21 protein-coding genes are annotated in these 25,013 nt (G+C 70.9%); 15 read left to right on the top strand and 6 right to left on the bottom strand.

The window, feature by feature from the left end; all coding sequences use genetic code 11:
- Positions 1 to 34: 34 nt before the first annotated feature.
- Both ACIBVN_RS23060 and ACIBVN_RS23055 read right to left on the bottom strand, forming a co-directional pair.
- Positions 35 to 1,456 carry a rhamnulokinase family protein gene (locus ACIBVN_RS23060; protein ID WP_397139462.1) on the bottom strand — a complete coding sequence of 474 codons (1,422 nt, stop codon included), beginning with the start codon at positions 1,454 to 1,456 and terminating at the stop codon, positions 35 to 37.
- Positions 1,453 to 2,454: a LacI family DNA-binding transcriptional regulator gene (locus tag ACIBVN_RS23055; protein ID WP_397139460.1), complete on the bottom strand. Its 1,002-nt coding sequence runs from the start codon at positions 2,452 to 2,454 to the stop codon at positions 1,453 to 1,455. The genes ACIBVN_RS23060 and ACIBVN_RS23055 overlap by 4 nt, the downstream gene beginning before the upstream one ends.
- Positions 2,455 to 2,785: 331 nt before the next feature.
- Here ACIBVN_RS23055 and ACIBVN_RS23050 point away from each other — a divergent pair, with 331 nt between their 5' ends.
- From ACIBVN_RS23050 to ACIBVN_RS23030, 5 genes are all read left to right on the top strand, one after another.
- Positions 2,786 to 4,714, top strand: coding sequence for a beta-galactosidase (locus ACIBVN_RS23050; RefSeq protein ID WP_397139458.1), 1,929 nt, complete (start codon positions 2,786 to 2,788; stop codon positions 4,712 to 4,714).
- Between the two features lie 158 nt (positions 4,715 to 4,872).
- Positions 4,873 to 7,500: a Tat pathway signal sequence domain protein gene (locus tag ACIBVN_RS23045; RefSeq protein ID WP_397139456.1), complete on the top strand. Its 2,628-nt coding sequence runs from the start codon at positions 4,873 to 4,875 to the stop codon at positions 7,498 to 7,500.
- Positions 7,501 to 7,656: 156 nt separating this feature from the next.
- On the top strand, positions 7,657 to 7,974 hold the full coding sequence (locus tag ACIBVN_RS23040) for an L-rhamnose mutarotase (protein WP_397139454.1): 318 nt from the start codon (positions 7,657 to 7,659) through the stop codon (positions 7,972 to 7,974).
- Positions 7,975 to 7,984: 10 nt separating this feature from the next.
- Complete coding sequence (gene rhaI, locus ACIBVN_RS23035; RefSeq protein WP_397139452.1) at positions 7,985 to 9,142, top strand: L-rhamnose isomerase; 1,158 nt, start codon at positions 7,985 to 7,987, stop codon at positions 9,140 to 9,142.
- Between the two features lie 6 nt (positions 9,143 to 9,148).
- Positions 9,149 to 11,188, top strand: a complete 2,040-nt coding sequence (locus tag ACIBVN_RS23030) for a bifunctional aldolase/short-chain dehydrogenase (protein ID WP_397139450.1) — start codon at positions 9,149 to 9,151, stop codon at positions 11,186 to 11,188.
- Positions 11,189 to 11,192: 4 nt separating this feature from the next.
- Here ACIBVN_RS23030 and ACIBVN_RS23025 read toward each other — a convergent pair whose 3' ends face one another.
- Complete coding sequence (locus ACIBVN_RS23025; protein ID WP_397139448.1) at positions 11,193 to 11,732, bottom strand: hypothetical protein; 540 nt, start codon at positions 11,730 to 11,732, stop codon at positions 11,193 to 11,195.
- A 146-nt stretch (positions 11,733 to 11,878) separates the two neighbouring features.
- On the opposite strand from ACIBVN_RS23025, the gene argC reads away from it, so the two are divergent.
- The 8 genes from argC (at position 11,879) to ACIBVN_RS22985 (ending at position 20,020) form a co-directional block, all read left to right on the top strand.
- Positions 11,879 to 12,901: an N-acetyl-gamma-glutamyl-phosphate reductase gene (gene argC, locus ACIBVN_RS23020; RefSeq protein WP_397139446.1), complete on the top strand. Its 1,023-nt coding sequence runs from the start codon at positions 11,879 to 11,881 to the stop codon at positions 12,899 to 12,901.
- 70 nt (positions 12,902 to 12,971) lie between these two features.
- Complete coding sequence (gene argJ, locus ACIBVN_RS23015; protein ID WP_397139444.1) at positions 12,972 to 14,123, top strand: bifunctional glutamate N-acetyltransferase/amino-acid acetyltransferase ArgJ; 1,152 nt, start codon at positions 12,972 to 12,974, stop codon at positions 14,121 to 14,123.
- The gene (gene argB, locus ACIBVN_RS23010) at positions 14,120 to 14,992 is read left to right on the top strand and encodes an acetylglutamate kinase (RefSeq protein ID WP_397139442.1); all 873 of its coding nucleotides are present in this window, start codon (positions 14,120 to 14,122) and stop codon (positions 14,990 to 14,992) included. The genes argJ and argB overlap by 4 nt, the downstream gene beginning before the upstream one ends.
- A complete protein-coding gene (locus ACIBVN_RS23005) occupies positions 14,992 to 16,158 on the top strand; it encodes an acetylornithine transaminase (RefSeq protein ID WP_397139440.1) in 1,167 nt (388 codons plus the stop codon). The genes argB and ACIBVN_RS23005 overlap by 1 nt, the downstream gene beginning before the upstream one ends.
- A complete protein-coding gene (gene argF / locus ACIBVN_RS23000; RefSeq protein WP_397139438.1) occupies positions 16,155 to 17,165 on the top strand; it encodes an ornithine carbamoyltransferase in 1,011 nt (336 codons plus the stop codon). The genes ACIBVN_RS23005 and argF overlap by 4 nt, the downstream gene beginning before the upstream one ends.
- Before the next feature lie 8 nt (positions 17,166 to 17,173).
- Positions 17,174 to 17,668, top strand: coding sequence for an arginine repressor (locus tag ACIBVN_RS22995; RefSeq protein WP_397139832.1), 495 nt, complete (start codon positions 17,174 to 17,176; stop codon positions 17,666 to 17,668).
- A 172-nt stretch (positions 17,669 to 17,840) separates the two neighbouring features.
- Positions 17,841 to 19,262, top strand: coding sequence for an argininosuccinate lyase (gene argH / locus ACIBVN_RS22990; protein ID WP_397139436.1), 1,422 nt, complete (start codon positions 17,841 to 17,843; stop codon positions 19,260 to 19,262).
- Positions 19,244 to 20,020, top strand: coding sequence for a DNA-3-methyladenine glycosylase (locus ACIBVN_RS22985; protein ID WP_397139434.1), 777 nt, complete (start codon positions 19,244 to 19,246; stop codon positions 20,018 to 20,020). The genes argH and ACIBVN_RS22985 overlap by 19 nt, the downstream gene beginning before the upstream one ends.
- Here the strand turns inward: ACIBVN_RS22985 and ACIBVN_RS22980 are convergent.
- Entirely contained in the window at positions 19,960 to 20,361 is a 402-nt protein-coding gene (locus ACIBVN_RS22980; RefSeq protein ID WP_397139432.1) for a PH domain-containing protein, read from the bottom strand. The two genes, ACIBVN_RS22985 and ACIBVN_RS22980, sit on opposite strands and share 61 nt — an antisense overlap.
- 92 nt (positions 20,362 to 20,453) lie before the next feature.
- Here ACIBVN_RS22980 and tyrS point away from each other — a divergent pair, with 92 nt between their 5' ends.
- Complete coding sequence (tyrS, locus tag ACIBVN_RS22975; RefSeq protein ID WP_397139430.1) at positions 20,454 to 21,725, top strand: tyrosine--tRNA ligase; 1,272 nt, start codon at positions 20,454 to 20,456, stop codon at positions 21,723 to 21,725.
- A gap of 151 nt (positions 21,726 to 21,876) precedes the next feature.
- Here tyrS and ACIBVN_RS22970 read toward each other — a convergent pair whose 3' ends face one another.
- Together ACIBVN_RS22970 and ACIBVN_RS22965 are read right to left on the bottom strand one after the other, a co-directional pair.
- On the bottom strand, positions 21,877 to 23,415 hold the full coding sequence (locus ACIBVN_RS22970; protein WP_397139428.1) for a glycosyltransferase family 39 protein: 1,539 nt from the start codon (positions 23,413 to 23,415) through the stop codon (positions 21,877 to 21,879).
- 25 nt (positions 23,416 to 23,440) lie between these two features.
- Positions 23,441 to 23,824 carry a PPOX class F420-dependent oxidoreductase gene (locus ACIBVN_RS22965; RefSeq protein ID WP_397139426.1) on the bottom strand — a complete coding sequence of 128 codons (384 nt, stop codon included), beginning with the start codon at positions 23,822 to 23,824 and terminating at the stop codon, positions 23,441 to 23,443.
- A gap of 76 nt (positions 23,825 to 23,900) precedes the next feature.
- Between ACIBVN_RS22965 and ACIBVN_RS22960 the strand changes: the two genes are divergently transcribed.
- Entirely contained in the window at positions 23,901 to 24,344 is a 444-nt protein-coding gene (locus tag ACIBVN_RS22960) for a MarR family winged helix-turn-helix transcriptional regulator (protein ID WP_397139424.1), read from the top strand.
- Positions 24,345 to 25,013 lie beyond the last annotated feature (669 nt).

The following is a 25,013-nucleotide window of genomic DNA, read 5'->3' as shown; positions in this document are numbered from 1 at the left end:
GTCCCGGGAGGCGAAAACACGCAGGTCGAGGGGGTCAGAACAGGCGCGCGGCGGCCTCGTCCCACGCGCTGGCGTCGCCCGAGGGCTCGTAGCGGCGCAGCGGCTGCGAGGAGGCGACCAGCGACCGCATCTCCGCCAGGTCCGAGACGAGCCCCGCCGCCCGCGCCTGGACCAGCACGTTGCCGAGCGCGGTCGCCTCGGCCGGCCCGGCCACCACCGGCAGGCCGCAGGCGTCGGCGGTCAGCCGGCACAGCAGCTCGTTACGCGACCCGCCGCCCACCAGGTGGACGACCTCGACGTCGCGCCCCGACAGCTCCATCGCCTGCCGCACCGCCAGCCGGTGCCCGAGCGCCAGGCTCTCCAGCACGCACCGGACGTACCCGGCCGGGGACGACGGGGGCCGCTGGCCCGTGCGGCGGCACTCGGCGGCGATCCTGGCCGGCATGTCGCCCGGCGGCAGGAACACCGGCTCGTCCGGGTTCACCACGGCCGCGAACGGCCGCTCGGCCGCCGCCGCCTTGAGCAGCTCGCCGAGGTCGGAGCCCGGCCAGGCCCGCAGGCACTCCTGCAGCAGCCACAGCCCCATGACATTGCGCAGGTAGCGGACGGTGCCGTCGATGCCTGCCTCGTTGGTGAAGTTCGCGGCCCGGCTCTCGGGCGTCAGCACCGGCTCCGGCAGCTCCACGCCGGCCAGCGACCACGTGCCGCACGAGATGTAGGCGAACGCCGGCCCGGACGCGGGAACGGCGGCCACCGCCGAGGCGGTGTCATGCGAGCCCACCGCTCTGACGGGCGCCGACCAGCCGATCTCCGCGGCCACGTCCCGCCGCAGCCCGCCGACCGCCTCGCCCGGCTGCCGCAGCGGCGGGAACAGCTCCGCGGGCAGGCCGAGCTGCTTGATCAGCGGTGCCGCCCACGACCTGGTGCGTACGTCGAGCAACCCCGTCGTCGAGGCGTTCGTCACCTCGGCGCCCAGCTCGCCGGTGAGCCAGTAGCCGATCAGGTCGGGGATCAGCAGCATCGTCGCCACCCCGTCGAGCCGGTCGGCCAGCAGCTGGTAGACGGTGTTGAAGGGCAGCACCTGCAGCCCGGACACCTCGTACAGCGTCTCCGCCCCGACCGACTCGGCCACCCGCTCGGCCACGCCGCGCGTGCGGTCGTCGCGGTAGTGCACGGGGTTGCCGAGCAGCGCGCCCGACTCGTCGAGCAGCCCGTAGTCCACCGCCCACGAGTCCACGCCGATGGACGACACCGGGCCCGCGTTGCGCAGGCCGGTGAGGATCTCCCGGTAGAGGCCGAGGACGTTCCAGTAGAGCCGGTCCGCCACGCGTACCGGGCCGTTCGGGAAGCGGTGGACCTCGGTCAGTGCTATCCCCTTCAGGCCGTCCGTCAGTTCGGCCAGCATCACCCGGCCGCTTGAGGCTCCGAGGTCGACGGCGGCGAAACGGCGGCTCATTGGGTGGACTCCCTGGCGACGAGCTCCGGCTGGAACATGATGTGCTGGTGCGCGTGCGTGTCCGGATTGTCGCACTCGTCCAGCAGCAGCTCGGTGGCGATCCGGCCGAGCTGGTAGGTCGGCTGACGCATCGAGCTGAGCGACACGGTGGAGGCGGCGGCGAAGTCGATGTCGTCGTAGCCGATCAGCGCCACGTCCTCCGGCACCCGCACCCCGGCCCGCAGCAGCGCGCGCAGCACGCCGAGCGCGAGCAGGTCGTTGGCGCAGAACACGGCCTCGGGCAGGCCGCCCGCGATCAGCTCGGCGGCCACCTTCTCGCCCGCGCGGGCCGTCATCGTGCCGGCCTCGGCGACCTTGAGGTCGTCCGGGTCGAGGCCGGCGGTCCGCATCGCGGCCTTCGCGCCCTCCCGGCGCTCCACACACTGCCTGATCGTCAGCGGACCCGTCACATAGGCGACGCTGCGTGCGCCCTTCGCCAGCAGGTGCGTGACCGCCGCCCGGCCGCCCGCGACGTCGTCCACGGCGACCGCGCACTGGTCGGGCCGGTGCGCCGGATGGTCGACCAGCACCACGCTGATGCCGCGCTCGCGCAGCCGGTCGAGCCTGCCGGGGTCCTCGCCGGACGGGGTGATCAGCACGCCGCGCACCCGGTGCTCGGCCAGCACCCGCAGGTTGCGGTCCTCCTTGTCCTGCGAGCCCGCCGAGTTGCCCAGGATCACCGCGTAGCCGAGCTCGCTGGCCACGTCCTCGACCCCGGCCGCGACCTCGGTGAAGAACGGGTTGCCTATGTCGATCACGCTCAGGCCGATCGTCCTGCTGTGCCCGGCACGCAGCGTCGAGGCCGAGCCGTGGCGGACGAACCCCAGCTCGCTGATCGCCGCCTCCACGCGCTCCCGGGTGGCGGGTGCGACTTTGCCGGGCCGGTTGAGTACGTTGGAGACCGTGCCTGGAGAGACGCCGGCGTGTGCGGCGACGTCCTTGATGCTGACCAGGGCCATGAGGATCTATTAAAACGTACAAACGCGCTTTGTGCCAGTCAGAGGGCGATACGCAGCCCCGGTTTGGCCGCTCCTCCCGTAAAACGTTTGTATCGGGCAGTGCAGGGGCGTGCCCTTCCCCTGATTTCATAACGTTCAAGTAACGCCAGCATCACGGGTCACGTCCGGATTCGCCCCGCCTGCCTGGGCAATCACCCATGTTGATCAGCGCGAACCCGCGCGCGGCGCCACGAAAGGCCTTGTGCGACGCCGTTGAGGAACGTTTTAATCCCCCGTAAACGCAGGCGTAACACGCTGTGAGCGCTAACAGTTATTCGAAAGGCAGGCTTCAGTGCCGGACGTCATCGCCTACGGCGGGGACTGGAACCCAGAGCAGTGGCCCGAGGAGACGTGGGAGCAGGATGTCGCGCTGATGCGCGAAGCCGGCGTCAACCGGGTCAGCGTCGGCATCTTCTCCTGGTCGCTGCTCGAGCCGGTGGAGGGCGTGTTCGAGTTCGGCTGGTTCGACCGCGTGATGGACCTGCTGGCCGCGAACGGGATCAAGGCCAACCTGGCCACGCCGACCGCCGCCCCGCCGCCCTGGTTCGGGGACGCCTACCCGGAGGCGCTGCCGGTGGACGCCGACGGGCGGCGGCTGTACCACGGCAGCAGGCAGGGCTTCTGCCCCAGCTCGCCGATCTACCGGGAGAAGGCGCTGCGCATCGCCGAGCAGGTGGCCACGCGTTACCGCGACCACCCGGCGCTGGCCCTGTGGCACGTGCACAACGAGTACGGCTGCCACAACGCGCGCTGCTACTGCGACACCTCAGCCGCGGCCTTCCGCGCCTGGCTGCGCTCGCACTACTCCTCGCTCGACGCGCTCAACGACGCGTGGGGCTCCGCGTTCTGGTCCCAGCGCTACAGCGAGTGGTCCCAGATCCTGCCGCCGCGCGCCACCCCCACCTTCCCGAACCCCGGCCAGCAGCTCGACTTCCGCCGTTTCAGCTCCGACGCGCTGGTCGAGCTCTACACGGCAGAGCGCGACCTGCTCAAGAAGATCACCCCCGACGTGCCCGCGACCACCAACCTGATGGCGGGCGCGCACTGGGACATGGACTGCTGGGCCTTCGCCGCCGAGATGGACGTGGTCTCCACCGACCACTACCTGATCGGCGCCCGCGCGGAGCCGCACATCGACCTGGCCTTCGCCGCCGACTACGCCCGCTCGCTCAACGGCGGCCGGCCCTGGCTGCTGATGGAGCACTCGACCAGCGCGGTCAACTGGCAGCCGCGCAACCTCGCCAAGAAGCCCGGCGAGCTGCGCCGCAACTCCCTGTCCCACCTGGCCAGGGGCGCGGACGGGATCATGTTCTTCCAGTGGCGGGCCTCCAGCGCGGGCGCGGAGAAGTGGCACTCGGCGATGCTGCCGCACGCGGGCGTCAACTCGAAGATCTTCCGCGAGGTCGTCGCGCTCGGCGCCGAGCTGGGCGAGCTCGCCGAGGTGGCGGGCAGCACGGTCGAGGCCGACGTCGCGATCCTCCTCGACCACTCCAGCGTGTGGGCCCAGGACCACCCCGCCCAGCCCACCTCCGACATGGACCCGGTGGAGGAGGTCAAGCGCTGGCACGCCGCGCTCTGGCGGGCCGGCGTCACCTGCGACGTGGCCCACCCCGAGGGCGACCTGACCGGCTACCGTCTGGTGCTGGTGCCCGCGCTCTACCTGGTGAGCGACGCCGGGGCGGCCAACCTCGCCCGGTTCGTGGAACGGGGCGGGGTCGCGCTCGTGGGCCCGTACAGCGGGATCGTGGACGAGCACGACCGGGTGCGGCTCGGGGGCTACCCGGGGGCGTGGCGTGACCTCCTGGGGGTGACCGTCGAGGAGTTCTTCCCCCTGGACGGGCCGATCCAGCTGGCCTCCGGGTGGTCGGGAAGCGTCTGGAGCGAGGTGGCGCAGGCGACGGGCGCGAAGGTGCTCGACACGTACGTCACCGGCGAGCCCGCCTGGACCCGCAACGAGTGGGGCGAGGGATTCGCGCACTACCTCACCACCAGGCTCGACGACGACGGCCTGGCCGAGGTCATCGCCGCCGTCGTGGCCGAGGCCGGGGCCGCGCCCGCCGCCGACGCCCCCGCGGGGGTCGAGGTGGTACGGCGCTCGCACCCCGACGGCCGCTCCTACCTGTTCGCCATCAACCACACCAGCGAGGACGCGGTCGTGACGCCGCCCGCGGGAGAGCCCGTCACGGTGGCGGCGGGCGACGTCCGCGTCGTCTCCGCCTGACGCCCTGAGCCATCGGAGACGCTTCCCTCCGAGGAAGCGGTACCACCTCATCACCCCCCAGTCACCGCACGGAGGTGCAGCACACCATGTCCGAAATATCACGACGCGATGCGTTGAAGGGGTTAGCCGCAGCCGGAGCCGCCGTCCCGCTGGCTTCCATGCTGGACTCGTCGGCCGCTGCGGCGGCCCTGGCCGTCCCCGACGCCACCCTGCGCTGGCTCGAGGACAAGCCCGCCGAGCTCCCCGGCACCACCTGGGGCGTGCCGTGGCCGAAGGGCGCGGTGGCCAAGGAGCAGGCGTTCGCGCTCACGGCGGCCGACGGCACGGCCGTGCCGGTGCAGACGTGGCCGCTGGCGTACTGGCCGGACGGGACGCTGAAATGGACGGCCCACGCGCTCGGTCCCGAGGCGCCCGCGGCGGAGACGTACACGCTGCGGCCGGGCGCCGCGGCGGCCCCCGCCAAGCCGGTCACGGTCAAGGACGAGAAGCAGTACGTGGACGTGGACACCGGCGTGATCCGCGCCCGCGTACGCAAGAGCGGCAGCGAGCTGATCAGCCAGATCTGGCGCGGCGAGACCGAGATCGCCCGCAAGGGGCAGCTCGTCAGCCTCAGGCAGGGCAAGATCGACGACGGCGACGAGCGGACCGTCGAGGTCGACTCCTACCTCAGCGACATCTCCAAGGTGGAGGTCGAGCAGTCCGGGCCGGTGCGCGCGGTCGTCCGGATCGAGGGCCGCCACACCTCGAAGAAGGGCAAGTCGTGGCTGCCGTTCACGATCCGGCTCTACTTCTACGCCGGGGCGGAGAACGTCCGGATGGTCCACACGTTCGTGTTCGACCGCGACGGGCAGCACGACTTCGTCGCCGGGCTGGGCGTGCGCTTCCGGGTGCCGATGCGGGACGAGGCGTACAACCGGCACATCCGGTTCGTCGGTGACGGGCACGGCCTGCTCGCCGAGGCCGTCAAGGGCATCACGGGGCTGCGCCGCGACCCGGGCGCGGCCGTGCGCAAGGCGCAGGTGGCCGGGCAGCGGCTGCCGGACATCGCCACCTGGGACACCCGCGTCAGCAGCCGCATCCACCTCATCCCCGACTGGGGCGACTACACCCTCGCCCAGCTCTCCTCGGAGGGCTTCACGCTCAAGAAGCGCACCAAGAAGGGGTACGGCTGGGTCGCCGTCGACCAGGGCAGGCGGGCCTCGGGCTTCGGGTACGTCGGCGGGACGAGCGGCGGCCTCGCGTTCGGCATGCGCGACTTCTGGCAGCGGCACCCCACCCAGCTCGACGTCAGGGGAGCCGCCTCGGACGAGGCCGAGGTCACCGTCTGGCTCTGGTCGCCGGAGGCCGGGCCGATGGACACCCGCTTCTACCACGACGGCATGGGGCAGGACACGTACCCGGAGCAGATCGAGGGCCTCAACATCACGTACGAGGACTACGAGCCGGGCTTCGGCACGCCCCTCGGCATCGCGCGCACGACCGAGCTGACGTTCTGGGCGCTGGCCGCCACCCCCGACGCCGCCCGGCTCGGGGCGATGGCCGACACCGTGCGGACGCCGCCGCTGATCGTCGCGCCGCCCGCGCACCTGGCGGCGGCCAAGGTGTTCGGCGGCCTGTTCAGCCCGGTCGACCGGTCGACGCCGCAGAAGAAGACCATCGAGGACCATCTCGACTTCCTCTTCGGCTACTACACGAAGCAGGTCGAGCAGCGTCACTGGTACGGCTTCTGGGACTACGGCGACATCATGCACACCTTCGACGAGGACCGGCATGTGTGGCGCTACGACGTCGGCGGCTACGCCTGGGACAACTCCGAGCTCTCGCCCGACCTGTGGCTCTGGTACGCGTACCTGCGCTCGGGGCGCTCGGACATCTTCAGGTTCGCGGAGGCGATGACCCGGCACACCGGCGAGGTGGACGTCTACCACCTCGGGCCGTGGGCCGGGCTCGGCACCAGGCACAACGTGCAGCACTGGGGGTGCAGCGCCAAGCAGCAGCGCATCTCGACCGCCGTCTACCGGCGCATCTTCTACTTCCTGACCGCCGACGAGCGCACCGGTGACCTCATGCGGGCGCTGGTGGACTCCGACAAGACGTTCCTGGCCATCGACCCGCTACGCAAGATCCGCACGGAGCCGTACACGCCGGACCCCACGGCTCTCGCGATCGGGCTGGGCACCGACTGGAGCGGCCTGGCCGCCGCCTGGCTGACCGAGTGGGAACGCGGCGGGGACCCGGTGGCGGAGAAGAAGCTCAAGGCCACCATGCGCACCATCGCCGCGATGCCCAACGGCTTCGTCACCGGGGAGGGCCTCTACAACATCAACACCGGCGAGTTCGCCCCCGCGGCGAAGAAGGTCGCGGTGTCGCACCTGTCGGCGATGTTCGGACAGGTCGAGATCTGCGCCGAGCTCATCGACCTCGTGGACATGCCCGACTTCGAGCGGGCCTGGCTCCAGTACTGCCGCCTGTTCAACGCCACCAAGGCCGAGCAGGCCGCCGAGACGGGCGCGAACTTCGGCAACCTCATACTCAAGCAGGGGCACTCCCGGCTCACGGCGTACGCGGCGGTCCGGCTCAAGCGCGACGACCTCGCGGCCCGGGCGTGGACGGAGTTCGCCACGGGGGACGGCTACGCGCCCGGCCTGCCGTGGAAGTCGGAGAAGGTCACGACGACGCTCAACCCGACGGACGAGGCGTCCTGGGTCTCCACCAACACCACGGCCCTGTACGGCCTGGCCGCCATCCAGAACCTCGCCCTCGTCGGCGACAAGCTCACCACCTGAGCCACGAAGATCCACATTAAAACGTGTCATCATCCCGGCCCCGGCAGCCCGCCGGGGCCGGGGCCGGGGGCGCATTGACAGCGAGCACCAGGAATCATAGTTTCCTGCACGAAGGATTAAAACGTTTTGAAGCACCCACCAGAAGAGGAGCGTCAGTTGCAACGCGTCTGCTTCCTGCTGAAAGTCCGCCCAGAGCGGCTGGCGGAGTACCGCGAACGCCACCGGGACGTCTGGCCGGAGATGCGAGAGGCGCTCGCGAGCACCGGCTGGCACAACTACTCGCTCTTCCTCAGAGACGACGGCCTGCTGGTGGGCTACCTGGAGACCGAGGACTTCGAGGCCGCCAAGAAGGCCATGGCCGAGACCGAGGTCAACGCCCGCTGGCAGGCCGAGATGGCGCCGTTCTTCGAGGACCTCGACGGCCGCCCCGACGAGGGCATGGCGCCGCTGACCGAAGTGTTCCACCTGGACTGATCGGGGAGTAATGACTGACATCAAGGCCGCGCTGCGGGCGCAGCACATCGAGACGCCGTCCTGGGCGTACGGCAACAGCGGCACGAGGTTCAAGGTGTTCGCGCAGCAGGGGGTGCCGCGCGACCCGTACGAGAAGCTGGCCGACGCCGCCCAGGTGCACGCCTACACCGGTGTCGCCCCCACGGTCGCCCTGCACATCCCGTGGGACAAGGTGGACGACTACGCCGACCTGGCCAGGCACGCCCGTGACCTGGGAGTGGGCATCGGAGCCATCAACTCCAACGTCTTCCAGGACGACGACTACATGCTCGGCAGCGTCACCAACCCCTCCGCGCGGGTGCGCCGCAAGGCGACCGACCACCTGCTGGAGTGCGTGGACATCATGGACGCCACCGGCTCCGACACGCTCAAGCTGTGGTTCTCCGACGGCATCAACTACCCGGGCCAGGACGACATCAGGGCCCGCCAGGACCGCCTGGCCGAGTCCCTGGCCGAGGTGTACGACCGGCTCGGCGAGGGCCAGCGCTTCCTGCTTGAATACAAGCTGTTCGAGCCCGCCTTCTACGCCACCGACGTGCCCGACTGGGGCACCGCGTACGCCCACTGCGTCAAGCTCGGCCCCAAGGCGCAGGTCGTGGTGGACACCGGCCACCACGCGCCGGGCACCAACATCGAGTTCATCGTCGCGTTCCTGCTGCGCGAGGGCAAGCTCGGCGGGTTCGACTTCAACTCCCGCTTCTACGCCGACGACGACCTCATGGTGGGGGCGGCGGACCCGTTCCAGCTCTTCCGCATCATGTTCGAGGTGGTCCGAGGCGGCGGTCTCGACCCCGAGGCCGGCGTGGCGTTCATGCTGGACCAGTGCCACAACATCGAGCCCAAGATCCCGGGCCAGATCCGCTCGGTGATGAACGTCCAGGAGGCCACCGCCAAGGCCCTGCTGGTGGACCGCGAGGCGCTGGCCGCCGCGCAGTCCGAGGGCGACGTGCTGGGCGCGAACGCCGTGTTCATGGACGCCTACAACACCGACGTGCGGCCGCTGCTCGCCGAGCTGCGGGAGGAGTCGGGGCTGGCGCCCGACCCGATGTCCGCGTACGCCAAGTCCGGATATTTCGAGAAGATCGCCGCCGAGCGCGTCGGCGGCACGCAGGCCGGCTGGGGGGCCTGAGCAATCATGGATGTCGTGAAAGAACTGCTGGAACGCTCTCACCGCCTGGGCGCCGACCCGCGCAACACCAACTACGCGGGCGGCAACACCTCGGCCAAGGGCGCCGCGCCCGACCCGGTCACCGGTGAGGAGGTCGAGCTGCTCTGGGTCAAGGGCTCCGGCGGCGACCTCGGCACGCTGAAGGAGTCCGGGCTCGCCGTGCTCCGCCTCGACCGGCTGCGCGCGCTCAAGGGCGTCTACCCGGGCGTTGAGCGCGAGGACGAGATGGTCGCCGCGTTCGACTACTGCCTGCACGGCAAGGGCGGGGCCGCGCCGTCGATCGACACCGCCATGCACGGCCTGGTCGAGGCCGGGCACGTGGACCACCTGCACCCGGACGCCGGCATCGCGCTCGCGACCGCCGCCGACGGCGAGGAGCTGACCAGGCGCGTCTTCGGCGACCGGGTGGTGTGGGTGCCGTGGCGGCGCCCCGGGTTCCAGCTCGGCCTGGACATCGCCGCCATCAAGGAGGCCAACCCCCAGGCCATCGGCTGCATCCTCGGCGGCCACGGCATCACCGCCTGGGGCGAGACGTCGCAGGAGTGCGAGTCGCGCTCGCTGGAGATCATCCGCACCGCCGAGGCGTACCTGGCCGAGCACGGCCGCCCCGACCCGTTCGGCTCGGTGATCTACGACACCCTGCCCGAGGCGGAGCGCCACGAGCGCGCCGCCGCCCTGTTCCCCTACATCAGGGGCCTGGCCGCCACGGACGTCCGCGTCGTCGGCCACTACACCGACACGCCCGAGGTGCTGGACTTCGTCTCCCGCGCCGAGCACCCGCGCCTGGCCGCGCTGGGCACGTCCTGCCCCGACCACTTCCTGCGGACCAAGGTCGCGCCGCTGGTCCTCGACCTGCCGCCGGACGCGCCCCTCGAGCAGGCCGTCGAACGGCTGCGCGAGCTGCACGCCGCCTACCGCGACGACTACACCGCCTACTACAACCGGCATGCCACCCCCGACTCCCCGGCCATCCGGGGCGCCGACCCGGCGATCGTGCTGGTGCCGGGCGTCGGCATGTTCTCGTTCGGCAAGGACAAGCAGACCGCGCGCGTGGCCGGCGAGTTCTACGTCAACGCCATCAACGTCATGCGCGGCGCCGAGTCCGTCTCCACCTACGCCCCCATCGCCGAGTCGGAGAAGTTCCGCATCGAGTACTGGGAGCTGGAGGAGGCCAAGCTCCGCCGCATGCCCAAGCCCAAGCCCCTGGCGACCCGCGTGGCGCTGGTCACCGGCGGCGGCTCGGGCATCGGCGCGGCCACCGCCCGCCGCCTGGCCGCGGAGGGCGCCTGCGTGGTGGTCGCCGACCGCGACCTGGCCGCCGCGGAGAAGGTCGCCGCCGAGCTCGGCGCGGCCGCCTACCGGGTGTCCGACGTCGCCGTGGCGGTCGCGGTGGACGTCACCTCGGAGGAGCAGATCGCCGAGGCGGTACGCGCGGCGGTGCTGGCGTTCGGCGGCGTCGACCTGGTCGTCAACAACGCCGGCCTGTCGCTGTCCCGCTCGCTGCTGGAGACCACCCTCGACGACTGGGACCTCCAGCACGACGTGATGGCCAGGGGCTCGTTCCTGGTCGCCCGCGAGACCGCCCGGGTTCTGATCACCCAGGCCATGGGCGGCGACATCGTCTACATCTCCTCCAAGAACGCCGTCTTCGCCGGCCCGAACAACGTCGCCTACGGCGCCGCCAAGGCCGACCAGGCGCACCAGGTGCGGCTGCTGGCGGCCGAGCTGGGCGCGCACGGCATCCGCGTCAACGGCATCAACCCCGACGGCGTGGTACGCGGCTCCGGCATCTTCGCCTCCGGCTGGGGCGCCAACCGGGCGGCCGTCTACGGGGTGGAGGAGGAGAAGCTCGGCGAGTTCTACGCGCAGCGCACCCTGCTCAAGCGCGAGGTCCTGCCCGAGCACGTGGCCGCCGCCGTCTTCGCCCTCACCGGCAACGACCTGACCCACACCACGGGCCTGCACATCCCGGTGGACGCGGGCGTGGCCGCGGCGTTCCTGCGCTGACAGCTCAGGAGTAGGCCGCCACCATCCCGACCACCGCCAGCGCGGCTCCGGCCGCCGTGACCAGGACACCCCCGGCCACGGCGGCCCGCCGCCCCCTGCGCGCGCCCGCCCAGTACATGATCACGTACGGCAGGAACCCGAGCCCGCCGAACCCGACCGCCGGCAGCGTCAAGGCCGCCAGGACCCCCTTCGTCCCGGCCGGGACCGCGCGGTCGCCCTCCGGCGTGAGCCGGGCCCGCGTCACCTCTCCGGCGGCCGAGTCGGGCGAGGCCGCCACCGCCACGACCGGCCCGCCCGAGTCGGGCGTGAACCGCCCCCTGCAGTCGTACCGGCCCTGGCCCAGATCCGCACACGAGACGACGCGCAACGTGCCCGGCGTCCCCGTCCGGCCGGTGGCGAGCCGGATGTCCGGGATCGCGAGGACCGACGGCAGCACCCCGATCGCCAGCCAGAGCAGCACCAGGACGACCCGGCCCACCGGCCCGGGACCGCGCCTCGTTCTGTCAGGGGTCGCGAAGGAAAGATCGGGCAAGTACTCGGTCATGCGCCGATCGTCTCCCAGCCCATTTGTCGCTCACTTGCAACGGACTGCGGATGTGCACCCCAGCTTGCATATTCATCCTCTGCAGTGCATTATCTTCAACAGCAAGGTCATGAGGTGTTATGCATGAACATGCAGGAGGGGTTCTGATGAGGGCAGCGATCGCGGGAGCCAGCGGCTACGCGGGCGGGGAGCTGCTGCGCATCCTGCTCGGCCACCCCGAGTTCGAGATCGGCGCGCTCACCGCGGCGTCCAGCGCGGGCAGCCGCCTCGGCGCCCACCAGCCCCACCTGCCGCAACTGGCCGACCGCGTCATCGAGGACACCTCCGCTGACACGCTGGCCGGCCACGATGTCGTCTTCCTGGCCCTGCCGCACGGCCACTCGGCCGCCGTCGCCGCCCAGCTGGGCGAGGAGACGGTGGTGGTCGACTGCGGCGCCGACCACCGGCTCACCGACGCTGCCACCTGGCAGGAGTTCTACGGCGGCGAGCACGCCGGCTCCTGGCCCTACGGCCTGCCCGAGCTGCCCGGCCAGCGGGAGATCCTCAAGTCGGCCACCCGCATCGCGGTCCCCGGCTGCTACCCGACCTCCGTCCTGCTCGCCCTGTGGCCCGCTTTCGCCGCGGGGCTCGCCCAGCCGGACGTGGTCGTGGTGGCCGCCAGCGGCACCAGCGGCGCGGGCAAGTCGCTCAAGCCCAACCTCCTCGGCAGCGAGGTCATGGGCTCGGTCAGCGCGTACGGCGTGGGCGGCGTGCACCGGCACACCCCCGAGATGGAGCAGGGCCTGTCGGCCGTCGCCGGGTCCCCGGTGCGGGTCTCGTTCACCCCGACGCTGGCCCCCATGAGCCGCGGCATCCTCGCCACCTGCACCGCTCCCGCCGCGCCCGGCGTCACCAAGGAGTCGCTGCGGACGGCGTACGAGGTCGCGCTGAAGGCGGAACCGTTCGTCAAGCTCCTGCCCGAGGGCGTCTGGCCGGCCACCGCCATGACCTACGGTGCCAACACCGCCGCCCTGCAGGTGACGCTCGACGAGCGCGCGGGCCGCGTGGTCGCCGTCATCGCCATCGACAACCTCACCAAGGGCACGGCCGGAGGCGCCGTCCAGAGCGTGAACCTCGCACTCGGCCTGCCGGAAGAGCTGGGCCTTCCCCTGACAGGAGTCGCACCGTGAGAGAGCGCAGCGAACGAACCAATAAGCACGAGTGTTCAGTAACACTCACGCTGCCGACGAAGGAGGCAGCGTGAGTGTTACTGCTCCACTCGGTTTCAGAGCCGCGGGTGTCGCCGCCGGGATCAAGTCCGGCGGCGCCCGCGACCTAGCCCTCGTCGTCAACGACGGGCCCAGCAGGGCCGCCGCGGGCGTCTTCACCGCCAACCGCGTGAAGGCCGCCCCCGTGCTGTGGTCGCAGCAGGTCCTGGCGGGCGGGCGGCTGCGAGCCGTGGTGCTCAACTCCGGCGGCGCCAACGCCTGCACCGGCCCCGAGGGCTTCCAGGACACCCACGCCACCGCCGAGAAGGTGGCCGAGGTGCTCGAGGACTCCGCGGGCGAGGTCGCGGTCTGCTCGACCGGCCTGATCGGCGAGCGGCTGCCGATGGACGCGCTGCTGTCCGGCGTCGAGACCGCCTCGACCCAGCTCTCCCGCGACGGCGGCCTGGCCGCCGCGGACGCCATCCGCACCACGGACACCGTCTCCAAGATCTCGTTCCGGCGGGGGAGCGGCTACATGGTCGGGGGCATGGCGAAGGGCGCGGGCATGCTCGCCCCGGCCCTGGCCACCATGCTCTGCGTGATCACCACGGACGCCGACCTGACCAGCGAGGAGCTCGACGCCACGCTGCGCAAGGCCACGGCCCAGACGTTCGACCGCCTCGACACCGACGGCTGCATGTCGACCAACGACACCGTGCTCCTGCTGGCCAGCGGCGCCTCCGGGGTCAAGCCGGACCTCGCCGAGTTCGAGCAGAAGGTGCTGGAGGTCTGCGCCGACCTGGCCAGGCAGCTCCTGGTGGACGCCGAGGGCGCCTCCAAGGCCATCGCCATCGAGGTCGTCGGCGCCGACTCGGAGGCGGACGCGGTCAAGGTCGGCCGCGCGGTCTCCCGTTCCAACCTGCTCAAGTGCGCCATCCATGGCGAGGACCCCAACTGGGGCCGCGTCCTGGCCGCCGTCGGCACCACCGACGCGGTGTTCGAGCCCGACCGCCTCAACGTGGCCATCAACGGCATCTGGATCTGCCGGGGCGGCGCGGTCGGCGACGACCGCTCCAAGGTCGACATGCGCCCCAGGGATGTGACGATCACCATCGACCTGTCGGCCGGCCCGCACACCGCGACCGTGCACACCACGGACCTGACGGCCGAGTACGTGCACGAGAACTCGGCGTACTCCTCATGAGGGCCACCACCGCGCAGACCAAGGCCGAGACGCTGATCGAGGCGCTGCCCTGGCTGACCCGCTTCCACGGCGCGACCGTCGTCATCAAGTACGGCGGCAACGCCATGACCGACGAGTCGCTCAAGCAGGGCTTCGCCGAGGACGTCGTCTTCCTGCAGCACGCGGGCCTGCGCCCGGTCGTCGTGCACGGCGGCGGCCCGCAGATCAGCAGCGCGCTCGACAAGCTGGGCATCGAGTCCACGTTCACCGCCGGGCTGCGGGTCACCACGCCGGAGGCCATGCAGGTCGTCAGAATGGTCCTGGTCGGCCAGGTCAACCGCGACATCGTGGGCCTGGTCAACCGGCACGGCCCGTTCGCCGTCGGCATGTCCGGCGAGGACGCCCACCTGTTCACGGCCGTGCGCAAGCACGCGATCGTGGACGGCGAGCCCGTGGACCTCGGCCAGGTCGGCGAGATCATCAAGGTGGACCCGGGCGCCGTGCGTGCCCTGATCGACGACGGCCGCATCCCGGTCATCTCCAGCGTGGCGCGCGGAGACGACGGGGAGATCTACAACGTGAACGCCGACACCGCCGCCGCCGCACTGGCCGTGGCGCTCCAGGCGGAGAAGCTGATCGTCCTCACCGACGTCGAGGGCCTGTACGCCAACTGGCCCGACGACACCGACGTGATCGACCAGCTGAACGCCGACGAGCTGGAGACGCTCATGCCCACGCTGTCCAGCGGCATGGTCCCCAAGATGGGGGCCTGCCTGACCGCGGTCCAGGGCGGCGTCCCGCACGCCCATGTGCTCGACGGCCGCGTGCCACACTCACTGCTGCTGGAGATTTTCACCAATGAGGGAATCGGAACGATGGTGATGCCCTGATGAACCTGCACGAGAGGTTCGAAGAGGCGTTTATGCCCAACTACGGCGTCCCGCCGGTCGCGCTGGCACGAGGCGAGGGCACCCGCGTCTGGGACGTGGACGGCGAGGAATACCTCGACTTCATCGGCGGCATCGCGACCAGCTCGCTCGGTCACGCCCACCCCGCCCTGGTCGAGGCCGTGTCCACGCAGGTCGCCAAGATCGCGCACACCAGCAACCTGTTCCTGCACGAGCCGGAGGTGCTGCTCGCCGAGAAGCTCCTCGCCCTGCTGAACGCCCCGGCCAAGGTCTTCTTCGCCAACTCCGGCACCGAGGCCAACGAGGCCGCGTACAAGCTCGCCGTCAAGTACGGCAAGCGCGAGGGCCGCTCCTACTTCGTCGCCGCCGAGAACGGCTTCCACGGCCGCACGATCGGCGCCCTGTCGCTGACCGGCAAGGCGTCGATCCGCGACCAGTTCGGCCCGTTCCCGATCGACGTGCGCTTCGTCCCGTACGGCGACGCCGACGCGCTCAAGGAAGCCGTGACCGGCGACTGTATCGCGGTGTTCCTGGAGCCCACGCAGGGCGAGGCCGGCGTCGTGCCGCCGCCCGAGGGCTACTTCGAGGCGGCCCGCGAGATCTGCGACTCGACCGGCGCCCTGCTGGTGGCCGACGAGATCCAGTCCGCGATCGGCCGCACCGGCCACTGGTTCGCCCACCAGGCCGACGGCGTCACCCCCGACATCCTGACCCTGGCCAAGGGGCTGGGCGGCGGGCTGCCGATCGGCGCCTGCATCGGGTTCGGCGACGCGGGCAGGCTCTTCGCCAAGGGCGACCACGGCTCGACGTTCGGCGGCAACCCGGTCGCGTGCGCCGCGGCGCTGGCCGTGCTCGACAACCTCGACCTCGACCACGTCAAGTCGGCCTCCGCGCGGCTGCGCAACGGCCTTGAGTCGATCGGCCACCCACTGCTGAAGGGCGTGCGCGGGCGTGGCCTGTGGCTGGCGACCGTGCTGAGCGAGCCCCGCTCGGCCGAGGTCCAGAAGGCCGCCCAGAGCGCCGGCTTCCTGGTCAACGCGCTCCAGCCCGACGCCGTACGCATCGCGCCGCCGCTGGTCGTCACGGCGGAGGAGATCGACACGTTCGTGGCCGCGTACCCGGCCATCCTCGAGGAGGCGGCCAAATGAGCGTCAGACACGGCGCGGACTCGGCGCAAATCAGACACTTCCTCAGGGACGACGACCTCACGCCCGCCGAGCAGGCCCAGGTTCTGGAGCTCGCCGCGGCCATGAAGAAGGACCGGTTCGGCTACCGCCCGTTCGAGGGCCCGCAGACCGTCGCGGTCCTGTTCGACAAGCCGTCGGCCCGCACCCGCGTCTCCTTCCACACCGGCATCGGCGAGCTCGGCGGGCTGCCGCTGGTCGTGGACAACGTCTCGGTCCTCATGGGCCGCGGCGAGCCCACCGCCGACCTCGCCAGGGTGCTCGACCGGCAGGTCGCCGCCATCGTCTGGCGGACCACCGGGCAGGAGCTCATCGACGAGATGGCCGCCCACTCCCGGGTGCCCGTCGTGAACGCGCTCACTGACGAGTTCCACCCCTGCCAGATCCTCGCCGACCTGCAGACGGTCCAGGAGAAGCTGGGCAGGACCGCCGGGGTCACGCTCACGTACCTGGGAGACGGCGCCAACAACATGGCCCACTCCTACCTGCTCGGCGGCGCCACCGCGGGCATGCACGTGAGGATCGGCGCCCCGGCGGGCTACCAGCCGGACGCGGTCATCCTCGACCAGGCGGCCGCCATCGCGGCCAGAACGGGCGGCTCGGTGATCTCGCTGTCCGACCCGGTGGCCGCCGTCCAGGGAGCGCACGTGATCGCCACCGACACGTGGGTGTCGATGGGCCAGGACGGCAAGGAGCAGCGCGTGGCCGTGCTCAAGCCGTACCAGGTGAACTCCGAGCTGCTCGAGCACGCCGCGCCGGACGCGATCGTGCTGCACTGCCTGCCGGCCTACCGCGGCTACGAGATCACCGAAGAGGTGCTCGAAGGCCCGAAGAGCGCCGTGTGGGACCAGGCGGAGAACCGGCTGCACGCCCAGAAGGCACTCCTCCACTGGCTGGTGACACACGTGACCTCGCGGAGCGAGGGCACCAGTAAGCACAGCGACTCGGTCATGAGGCCGGAGGACTCGTGACCATTCCGATGACCAAGGCGGCCAGGCAGGCGAAGATCACCGACCTGCTGCAGCGCAAGGCCGTGCGCTCCCAGCCGGAGCTCGCCAAGCTGCTCGCCGAGAGCGGCGTCGAGGTCACCCAGGCCACGCTCTCGCGCGACCTCGACGAGCTCGGCGCGCTCAAGCTGCGCGCCGACGACGGCTCCCTGGTGTACGCCCTGCCCGGCGAGGGCGGCGGCCGGATCCCGCTCACCAGGCTGGGCACCGGCGAGTCCCCGGCCGCGCGGCTGCACCGCATCGCCGAGGAGCTGCTGGTCAGTGCCGAGGCCTCGGCCAACTTGGTCATCGTGCGAACCCCGCCGGGCGCGGCCCAGTTCCTGGCCTCCGCCATCGACCACGCCGACTGGGAGTCGATCCTCGGCACGGTCGCCGGCGACGACACGATCCTCGTCATCAGCCGCGATCCGACGGGCGGCCAGGCGGTCGCGGACGCGCTGCTGAAGACAGCCGACCGGCGCGGCTGAGCGCCAAGCATCGAGACCCGTACCTGGAGAAAGTGAAATGCCGGAAAGAGCGGTACTGGCGTGTTCCGGCGGCCTGGATACCTCGGCCGCCATCCCGTACCTCTAAGATCGCCGCCGCGCGAGACGCAAAGAAGGGGTGACTTGCACTATGGTCCGGGGGGACACGAAGGAGATGACGGTGAGTGATGGCAAGCCGATGCGGCTGTGGGGTGGGCGCTTCGAGAGCGGCCCGTCCGACGCGCTGGCCCGGCTGTCGGTGAGCGTGCACTTCGACTGGCGGCTCGTGCCGTACGACCTGGCCGCGTCCAGGGCGCACGCGCGCGTGCTGCACAGGGCGGGGCTGCTGAGCGACGACGAGCTCGAGCGCATGATCGGCGCGCTCGACGACCTGGAGCGCGCCTGCAAGGCGGGCGAGTTCCGGCCGACGGTCGCCGACGAGGACGTGCACACCGCGCTGGAGCGCGGCCTGCTCGAGCGGCTCGGCTCGCTCGGCGGCAAGCTGCGCGCCGGGCGCTCACGCAACGACCAGATCGCCACCGACCTGCGCCTCTATCTGCGTGACCACGCCCGCACGGTCGTCTCGCGCCTGGTCGAGCTGGAGACCGCGCTCATGGCGCAGGCAGAGCAGCACGCCGAGACGGCCGCGCCCGGCATGACGCACCTGCAGCACGCGCAGCCGGTGTCGTTCGGCCACCAGCTGCTGGCTCACGTGCACGCCTTCGCCCGCGACATCGACCGGCTGACCGACTGGGACAAGCGCGCCGCGATCTCCCCGCTCGGCGCGGGGGCGCTGGCGGGCTCGTCGCTGCCGCTCGACCCGCAGGCCGTGGCGGAGGAGCTGGGCTTCTCGGCCGCCGCGCCCAACTCGATGGACGCCGTCGCCGACCGCGACTTCGCGGCGGAGTTCTTGTTCGACGCGGCCATGATCGGCGTGCACCTGTCGCGGCTGGGCGAGGAGATTGTCCTGTGGGCCTCGCAGGAGTTCCGCTGGATCGAGATGGACGACGCCTACTCCACCGGCTCGTCGATCATGCCCCAGAAGAAGAACCCCGACGTCGCCGAGCTGGCCCGCGGCAAGTCCGGACGCCTGATCGGCAACCTGATGTCGCTGCTGACCACGCTCAAGGGCCTGCCGCTGACCTACAACCGCGACCTGCAGGAGGACAAGGAGCCCGTCTTCGACGCGGTCGACACCCTGCTGCTGGTCCTGCCCGCGATGGCCGGGCTGGTCGCGACCATGCGCGTCAACACCGCCCGGCTGGAGTCCTCGGCCCCCGACGGCTTCGCGCTGGCCACCGACCTGGCCGAGCTGCTCGTCCGCCGCGGCGTCCCGTTCCGCGAGGCCCACGAGGCGGTCGGCCATCTCGTGGTGTGGTGCCAGGTCAACGACAAGGACCTGGGCGAGCTCACGGACGACGAGCTGGTCAAGGTGTCGCCGCACCTGACGCCCGACGTGCGCGACGTGCTCAACGTGCCCGGCGCCCTGGCCGCCCGCAAGGCTCACGGAGGCACCGCCCCTGACCGCGTACGCGACCAGCTCATCGCGCTCAGGGAGGCGGTCGACGCGCAGGCGGCATGGGCAGCGGGGAGCTGAGCCCCGCCGCGCTGCCGCGGAGCTTCTTCGACAGGCCGTCGCACGAAGTGGCGCCCGACCTGCTCGGGCGCGTGCTCGTGCACGGCCCTGTCGCCGTGCGCCTGACCGAGGTCGAGGCGTACGGCGGCCCCGGCGAGGATCCGGCCGCCCACACCTACCGGGGCAAGACTCCGCGCAACGCCGTCATGTTCGGCCCCCCGGGCCACCTGTACGTGTACTTCACCTACGGCATGCACTTCTGCGCGAACCTCGTGTGCCTGCCCGACGGCTTCGGCTCGGCCGTGCTGCTGCGGGCGGGCGAGGTGGTGGCAGGCATCGAGGAGGCCCGCGCCCGGCGCTCCGCCACGGGCGACGGCCGCTCTTCCAGGGGCGACGGCACAGCGGCACGCAGCAGGACGATCCCCGATCGGGACCTGGCGCGCGGCCCCGCCAGGCTGGCCGTCGTCCTCGGCCTGCTCCGCGAGCACAACGGCCTCGACGCGATCGGGGACGCCGCGCGGGCGCTCCCCGGCGAGGCCCCCTTCGCCTCCGGCCACCGGCTGACCGGCGTGCCCCACGGAGCGGCGGCCGTGCTGGAGGGCCGCCCGGCCGACCCGGCCTCGATCAGGTCAGGCCCGCGCACCGGCATCTCGACCGCCAAGGACACCCCGTGGCGGTTCTGGATCGACGGCGACCCGACCGTGTCGCCGTACCGCCCTCACGTGCCGCGCCGCCGCAACGCCGCGGCCACCTCCGTGGGAGAGGCGCCCAGCTCGTGAGCACTGAAGATGTGCAGGTTGTCGCCGGTGTCGATCTCGAGCATCTCACTCCGCAACCCCCACCGCCTGCGTACGTCGACCTTGATGTCCCAGATCGCCTCCCAGGGCACGTGCCGCTTGCCCGCGAACCCGTGCACCACGGTGATCCCGCTCTCGTCGGCGGCCAGCCGTACGGGGACGATCAGGTCGCGCAGCCCCATCGCGCCGATCAGCACGGCCGCGGGAACGGCCAGGATCACGCCGCGCACGTCGCCCTGGAGCCACCAGTAGACGGCGAGCCCGGCACACGCCAGAGCCCCTAAGATCTTGAAAACGGCCAGCTCGCGACGGACCCTCCACATGGAGACAGAGCGTATCCAAGTGGCGGTCAACCCGGGCGATCGGGCACGCTTGTCATACTTAATGTCCAACGTCTCAATGGAAAGCCGGCACCGTGACCGACATTCTCGATGACCTCGCGTGGCGAGGGCTTATCGCTCAGTCCACCGACCTCGACGCCCTGCGCGCGTCCATGGCCAAGGGACCGATCACGGTCTATTCCGGTTTCGACCCGACCGCCCCCTCCCTGCATGTGGGGCACTTCGTGCCGCTGCTCACGTTGCGCCGCCTGCAGTTGGCGGGGCACCGCCCGATCGGTCTGGTCGGCGGCGCCACCGGCTTGATCGGCGACCCGAGCGGGCGCAACACCGAGCGCTCGCTCAACGCCACCGAGGTCGTCGCCGAATGGGTGGAGCGCCTGCGCGGGCAGGTCGGCCGCTTCCTCGACTTCGACGCCCAGCCGAACGCCGCCCGCATGGTCAGCAACCTCGACTGGACCGGCGAGCTGAGCGCCATCGACTTCCTGCGCGACATCGGCAAGCACTTCCCGGTCAACCGCATGCTGGCCAGGGAGTCCGTCTCCGCGCGGCTGCAGGGGGAGGGGCTGAGCTACACCGAGTTCAGCTACCAGATCCTGCAGGCCAACGACTACCTCGAGCTCTACCGCCGCTACAACTGCACGCTGCAGATCGGCGGCAGCGACCAGTGGGGCAACATCACGGCGGGCGCCGACCTGGTCCGCCGCATCGAGGGCGGGCACGTCCACGCGCTCACCCTGCCGCTGATCACGAAGGCCGACGGCACCAAGTTCGGCAAGACGGCGGGCGGCGCGCTCTGGCTCGACCCCGAGATGACCTCGCCCTACGCCTTCTACCAGTACTTCCTCAACTCCGACGACCGCGACGTGATCCACTACCTCAAGGTGTTCACGTTCAAGAGCCGTGAGGAGATCGAGGCTCTGGAGAAGGCCGTCGCCGAGCGCCCCTTCGCCCGCGAGGCGCAGCGGACGCTGGCCGAGGACCTCACCGAGCTGCTGCACGGCAAGGAGGAGCTCGACGCGGTCGTGGCCGCCTCGAAGGCGCTGTTCGGCCAGGGCGCACTGGAAGACCTGCCCGCCTCCACCCTTGGGGCGGCGCTGGCCGAGGTGCCCAAGGCCGAGATTCCCGCCCTCGGGGTGCCGTTCGTGGACCTGCTGGCCGACAGCGGGCTGGTGGAGTCGAAGTCGGCGGCCCGGCGTGCTGTGAAGGAGGGCGGGGCGTACCTCAACAACGTCAAGATCACCGACGAGGCGTACGTGCCGATCTCCGAGGACCTGCTGCACGGGCGGTTCATGGTGCTCCGGCGCGGCAAGAAGTCGATCGGCGGCGTCGAGGTCGCCGGCTCCTAGCTCTCGGCAGAAGCGGGCCTTTCCGGGATGGAAGGGCCCGCTTTCGCGTTCACCCGCAGGGGAACAGCGCCCACCCGTCGTGTTCACGGTCGGGTGAACAGCGCCCACCCGTCGTGTTCACGGTCGGGTGAACAGCGCCCACTCGTCGCGTTCACCGGCGGGTGAACAGCGCCACCGTCAGCCCCGGCAGATCAGCGGAGTGCTTGGCCACGCTCAGCCGGAACCCCGCCTTCCGCACTTCCGCCACCCGTGGAATCGCCGACTGTTTGCTTCCGCGCCAGACCACCCAGACCCGGTCCCGCCCTTCCAAGGCGGCGTCCACGTCGGACCGCTCGGGATACCCGAAACCGTCCGGCGAGGGCACGTCGCCGGCCTTGAGCACGTCCACGGGCATCGCGGAGTCGGCGTAGTACTCGAAACCGGTGCGGAGCTGGCTCTGCCCGTAGACGATCGCGTCATCGGGCTCGGCCTTGATGACGCGCAGCGCCCACGGGATGTTCTCGAACCGCCCGTTCTCCTCACGTACCGTCATGTGCTCCTGGAACGACAGCGCGCACCCCAGCAGCACGACCACCGCCGCGGCCACCACGTGGAGCCGGGGGAGGGACGCCACGGCGAGCCCGGCCAGCAGCGCCAGCGCGGGCGCGGTCACGAAGAGATACCGGTCCACATAGACGGGCGTCACGAGCTGGGAGACGGCGAGCAGCAGCACGGGAGGGAGGACCAGCCACCCGACCAGCGCGAACACCCACGCCCGGCCAGCCATCCACACCTGGTCGGTGACCTGCGCCCGGTCGGTGACCTGCGCCCGGTCAGTCACCCACGCCTCCGCGGGCAGGCCGCCCGTTCGCGGGTCCGCGGTCCGTTGCCCGCGCGCGGCTCTCCACAGCAGCACCGCGCCGGCCAGCGCCATCGCGAACAACATCACCCCGAGCCCGTTCGCCCCCGCCGCCATCTTCGGGAACTTCAGCCACACCTCCGGCCCGCGCTGCGGAATCCAGCTGATCGCGTGCCGCTCCCCGAACCCGACCAACCCCAGCACGACAGCAGGCAGACAACCGACCGAGAGCGCCGCGAGCATGCGCACCACCCAGCCCCGGCGCGCCAGTGCCAGCTGAGCGGGGAACACGAGCACGGCGAACAGATGGGTGCAGCACACGAGCGCGACCGCGATCCCGTACAGCGCCCACCGCCTTCCGTCCGGCCGCTCGATCGCCCGGTGCAGCGCCCAGAACGAGAACACGACGGCCGCCGCGGCGAACGCGTACGGCCTGGCGAAGGCCCCGAAGTAGGACACCGAGGGCAGGATCGCGAAGACAGCGGCCGCGATCACCCCCGCTCGTGTGCTGTGCAGCCGCCTGCCCAGGTCGACCAGGAACCAGGCCGCCACGCCGATCCCCACCGCCGACGGCAACCGCAACCACAGCTCCGCCGTGCCGGCCTTAGCCCAGAGGTGCATGAACAGGTAGTACGGGAGGAAGTGCCCGTCGATGTGGCGGGCCAGCTCCCACATGCCCGGCAGTGACCGGGAAGCGGCGCTGATGGTGGCCAGCTCGTCGCCGTTCAGGGTGGCGGAGCCCGTCCCGGTGAATGCCGCGGCCCCGGCGAGCAATGCCATCCACCATGGGGTGGACGTGCGGAGTCGTTCGGCGGGACGGGCGGGGGGAGCGAGTGTGGCGGCTGTGGTCACCGGGGCAGGATACGCGTTCGGCCGGCTACTGCTGGGTGGTGCGTGTCGGCTTCATAACGATCACCACTCGCCGCTCGGCATCGCCGACCGGGCGCTCGTACTCCAGGCCGTAGCGGTTGGCCAGCACGTCGAAGAAGTCGCCCGACGGATCGGGCTCGACCCGCTCGACCACGCCACGGATCTCCACATAGCGGTACGGCTTCTCCGGATCGTTGATGGAGACCGCTACCTGCGGATGTTCCATGACGTTCCGATACTTGCGACGGTCCGTCGTGGTCGTGAACCGCAAGTGCTCTCCGTCCCAGATCGTCCAGACCGGATTCACGTTGGGCGCCCCGTCCGGCCCGATCGTCGCCAGATGGGCGAACAACGGCCGGTGCAGCAGGTCCAGGTGGCTCTCGGGAATCATCACGCCTCTTTCTCGTTCATCGTTGTGGGTGGACTATCAAAGCTTTGATAACCATCAATGTTGTACCATCTCTGGCATGGGGATGCCTGCGGACGAACGCCTCGGACTCGACATCAAGCGCGCCGAGCAGGCCCTGATCGCCGCAAAGCAGGCCGCCATCCGGCCTGCGGGGCTGACCGTTCCCCAGTACGCTGCCCTGTTCGCGCTGGCCGACAACCCCGGAATCTCGGGCGCCGCGCTGGCACGAGCGTGTCTGGTGACGCCCCAGGCCATGACCGTTGTGCTGAAGAACCTGGAGGAGCGGGGATTCATCGAGCGCTCGCCGCACCCTTGGCACCGCAATGTCCTGGAGACCCGGCTGACCGAGGCCGGGCGCGCGGCGCTTGAGGCGGCGGACGAGCGGGCCGTGGTGGTCGAGCGGACGATCGCGGCCGAGTTCAGCGCCGAGGAGCGCAAGACTCTGCGGGACCTGTTGGCTCGGTGCGGCGAGGCCATCACCCGCGCCGCCCAGCAACTGTGACGAGCCTGTCCGGCTGGGCGGTGACGGGGACTTGCCTGGCCGGGCGGTGGCGGACCCGCCTGGCTGAGCGCTGGCGGACCCGCTTGGCCGGGCGTGACGAGCCCGCTTGGCTGAGCGGTGACGGAGCCCGCCTGGCTGGGCGCTGCCGGGCGGTCGCGAGCCCTGCTCCGCCGGGCGATGACGGCCCGCTTGGCGAGGCGATTTGACGTGGCGCGGATCGCGACCTAGTCTTTCAGTTCGCGCCGGGAGCGAGCCGGACGCCACTCAGGCGGACGGGCCCCCGCGCAAGCCCCTTGAAATGACGAGCCACTCGGCGGAGCTGCTTCGGCGTGCTCCCGCATGAGGTCGTCGTCGGGTGCGTTGAACTCGCCGGAAAATCGGTTGATTCGACACGCCTTGGATGACACGGTAAGTTGAGAGGGTTGCCCCGGAAACGGGGTGCACGATCCTAGCCAGGTATGACCGGCTTCCAGCAAATCCTCGGATTTGACAGGAAACGGCAAACTGGGTAAATTTTAGGAAAACGAACGGTACGCCTCCGAGCGAACGCCAGAAGGTGTGAGCGAAGATGTACGCGTCCGTTTCTTGAGAACTCAACAGTGTGTTAAAAGCCAGTGCATGAGATACATGCATGACCCCGTCTTTTTGACGGATAGCTCGGATTGATTT

This window comes from Nonomuraea sp. NPDC049400 (genome assembly GCF_044466425.1).
Taxonomy (GTDB): domain Bacteria; phylum Actinomycetota; class Actinomycetes; order Streptosporangiales; family Streptosporangiaceae; genus Nonomuraea.
The sequence above is the reverse complement of the archived record's forward strand: the minus strand, read 5'-3'. Positions and strand labels throughout refer to the sequence as shown.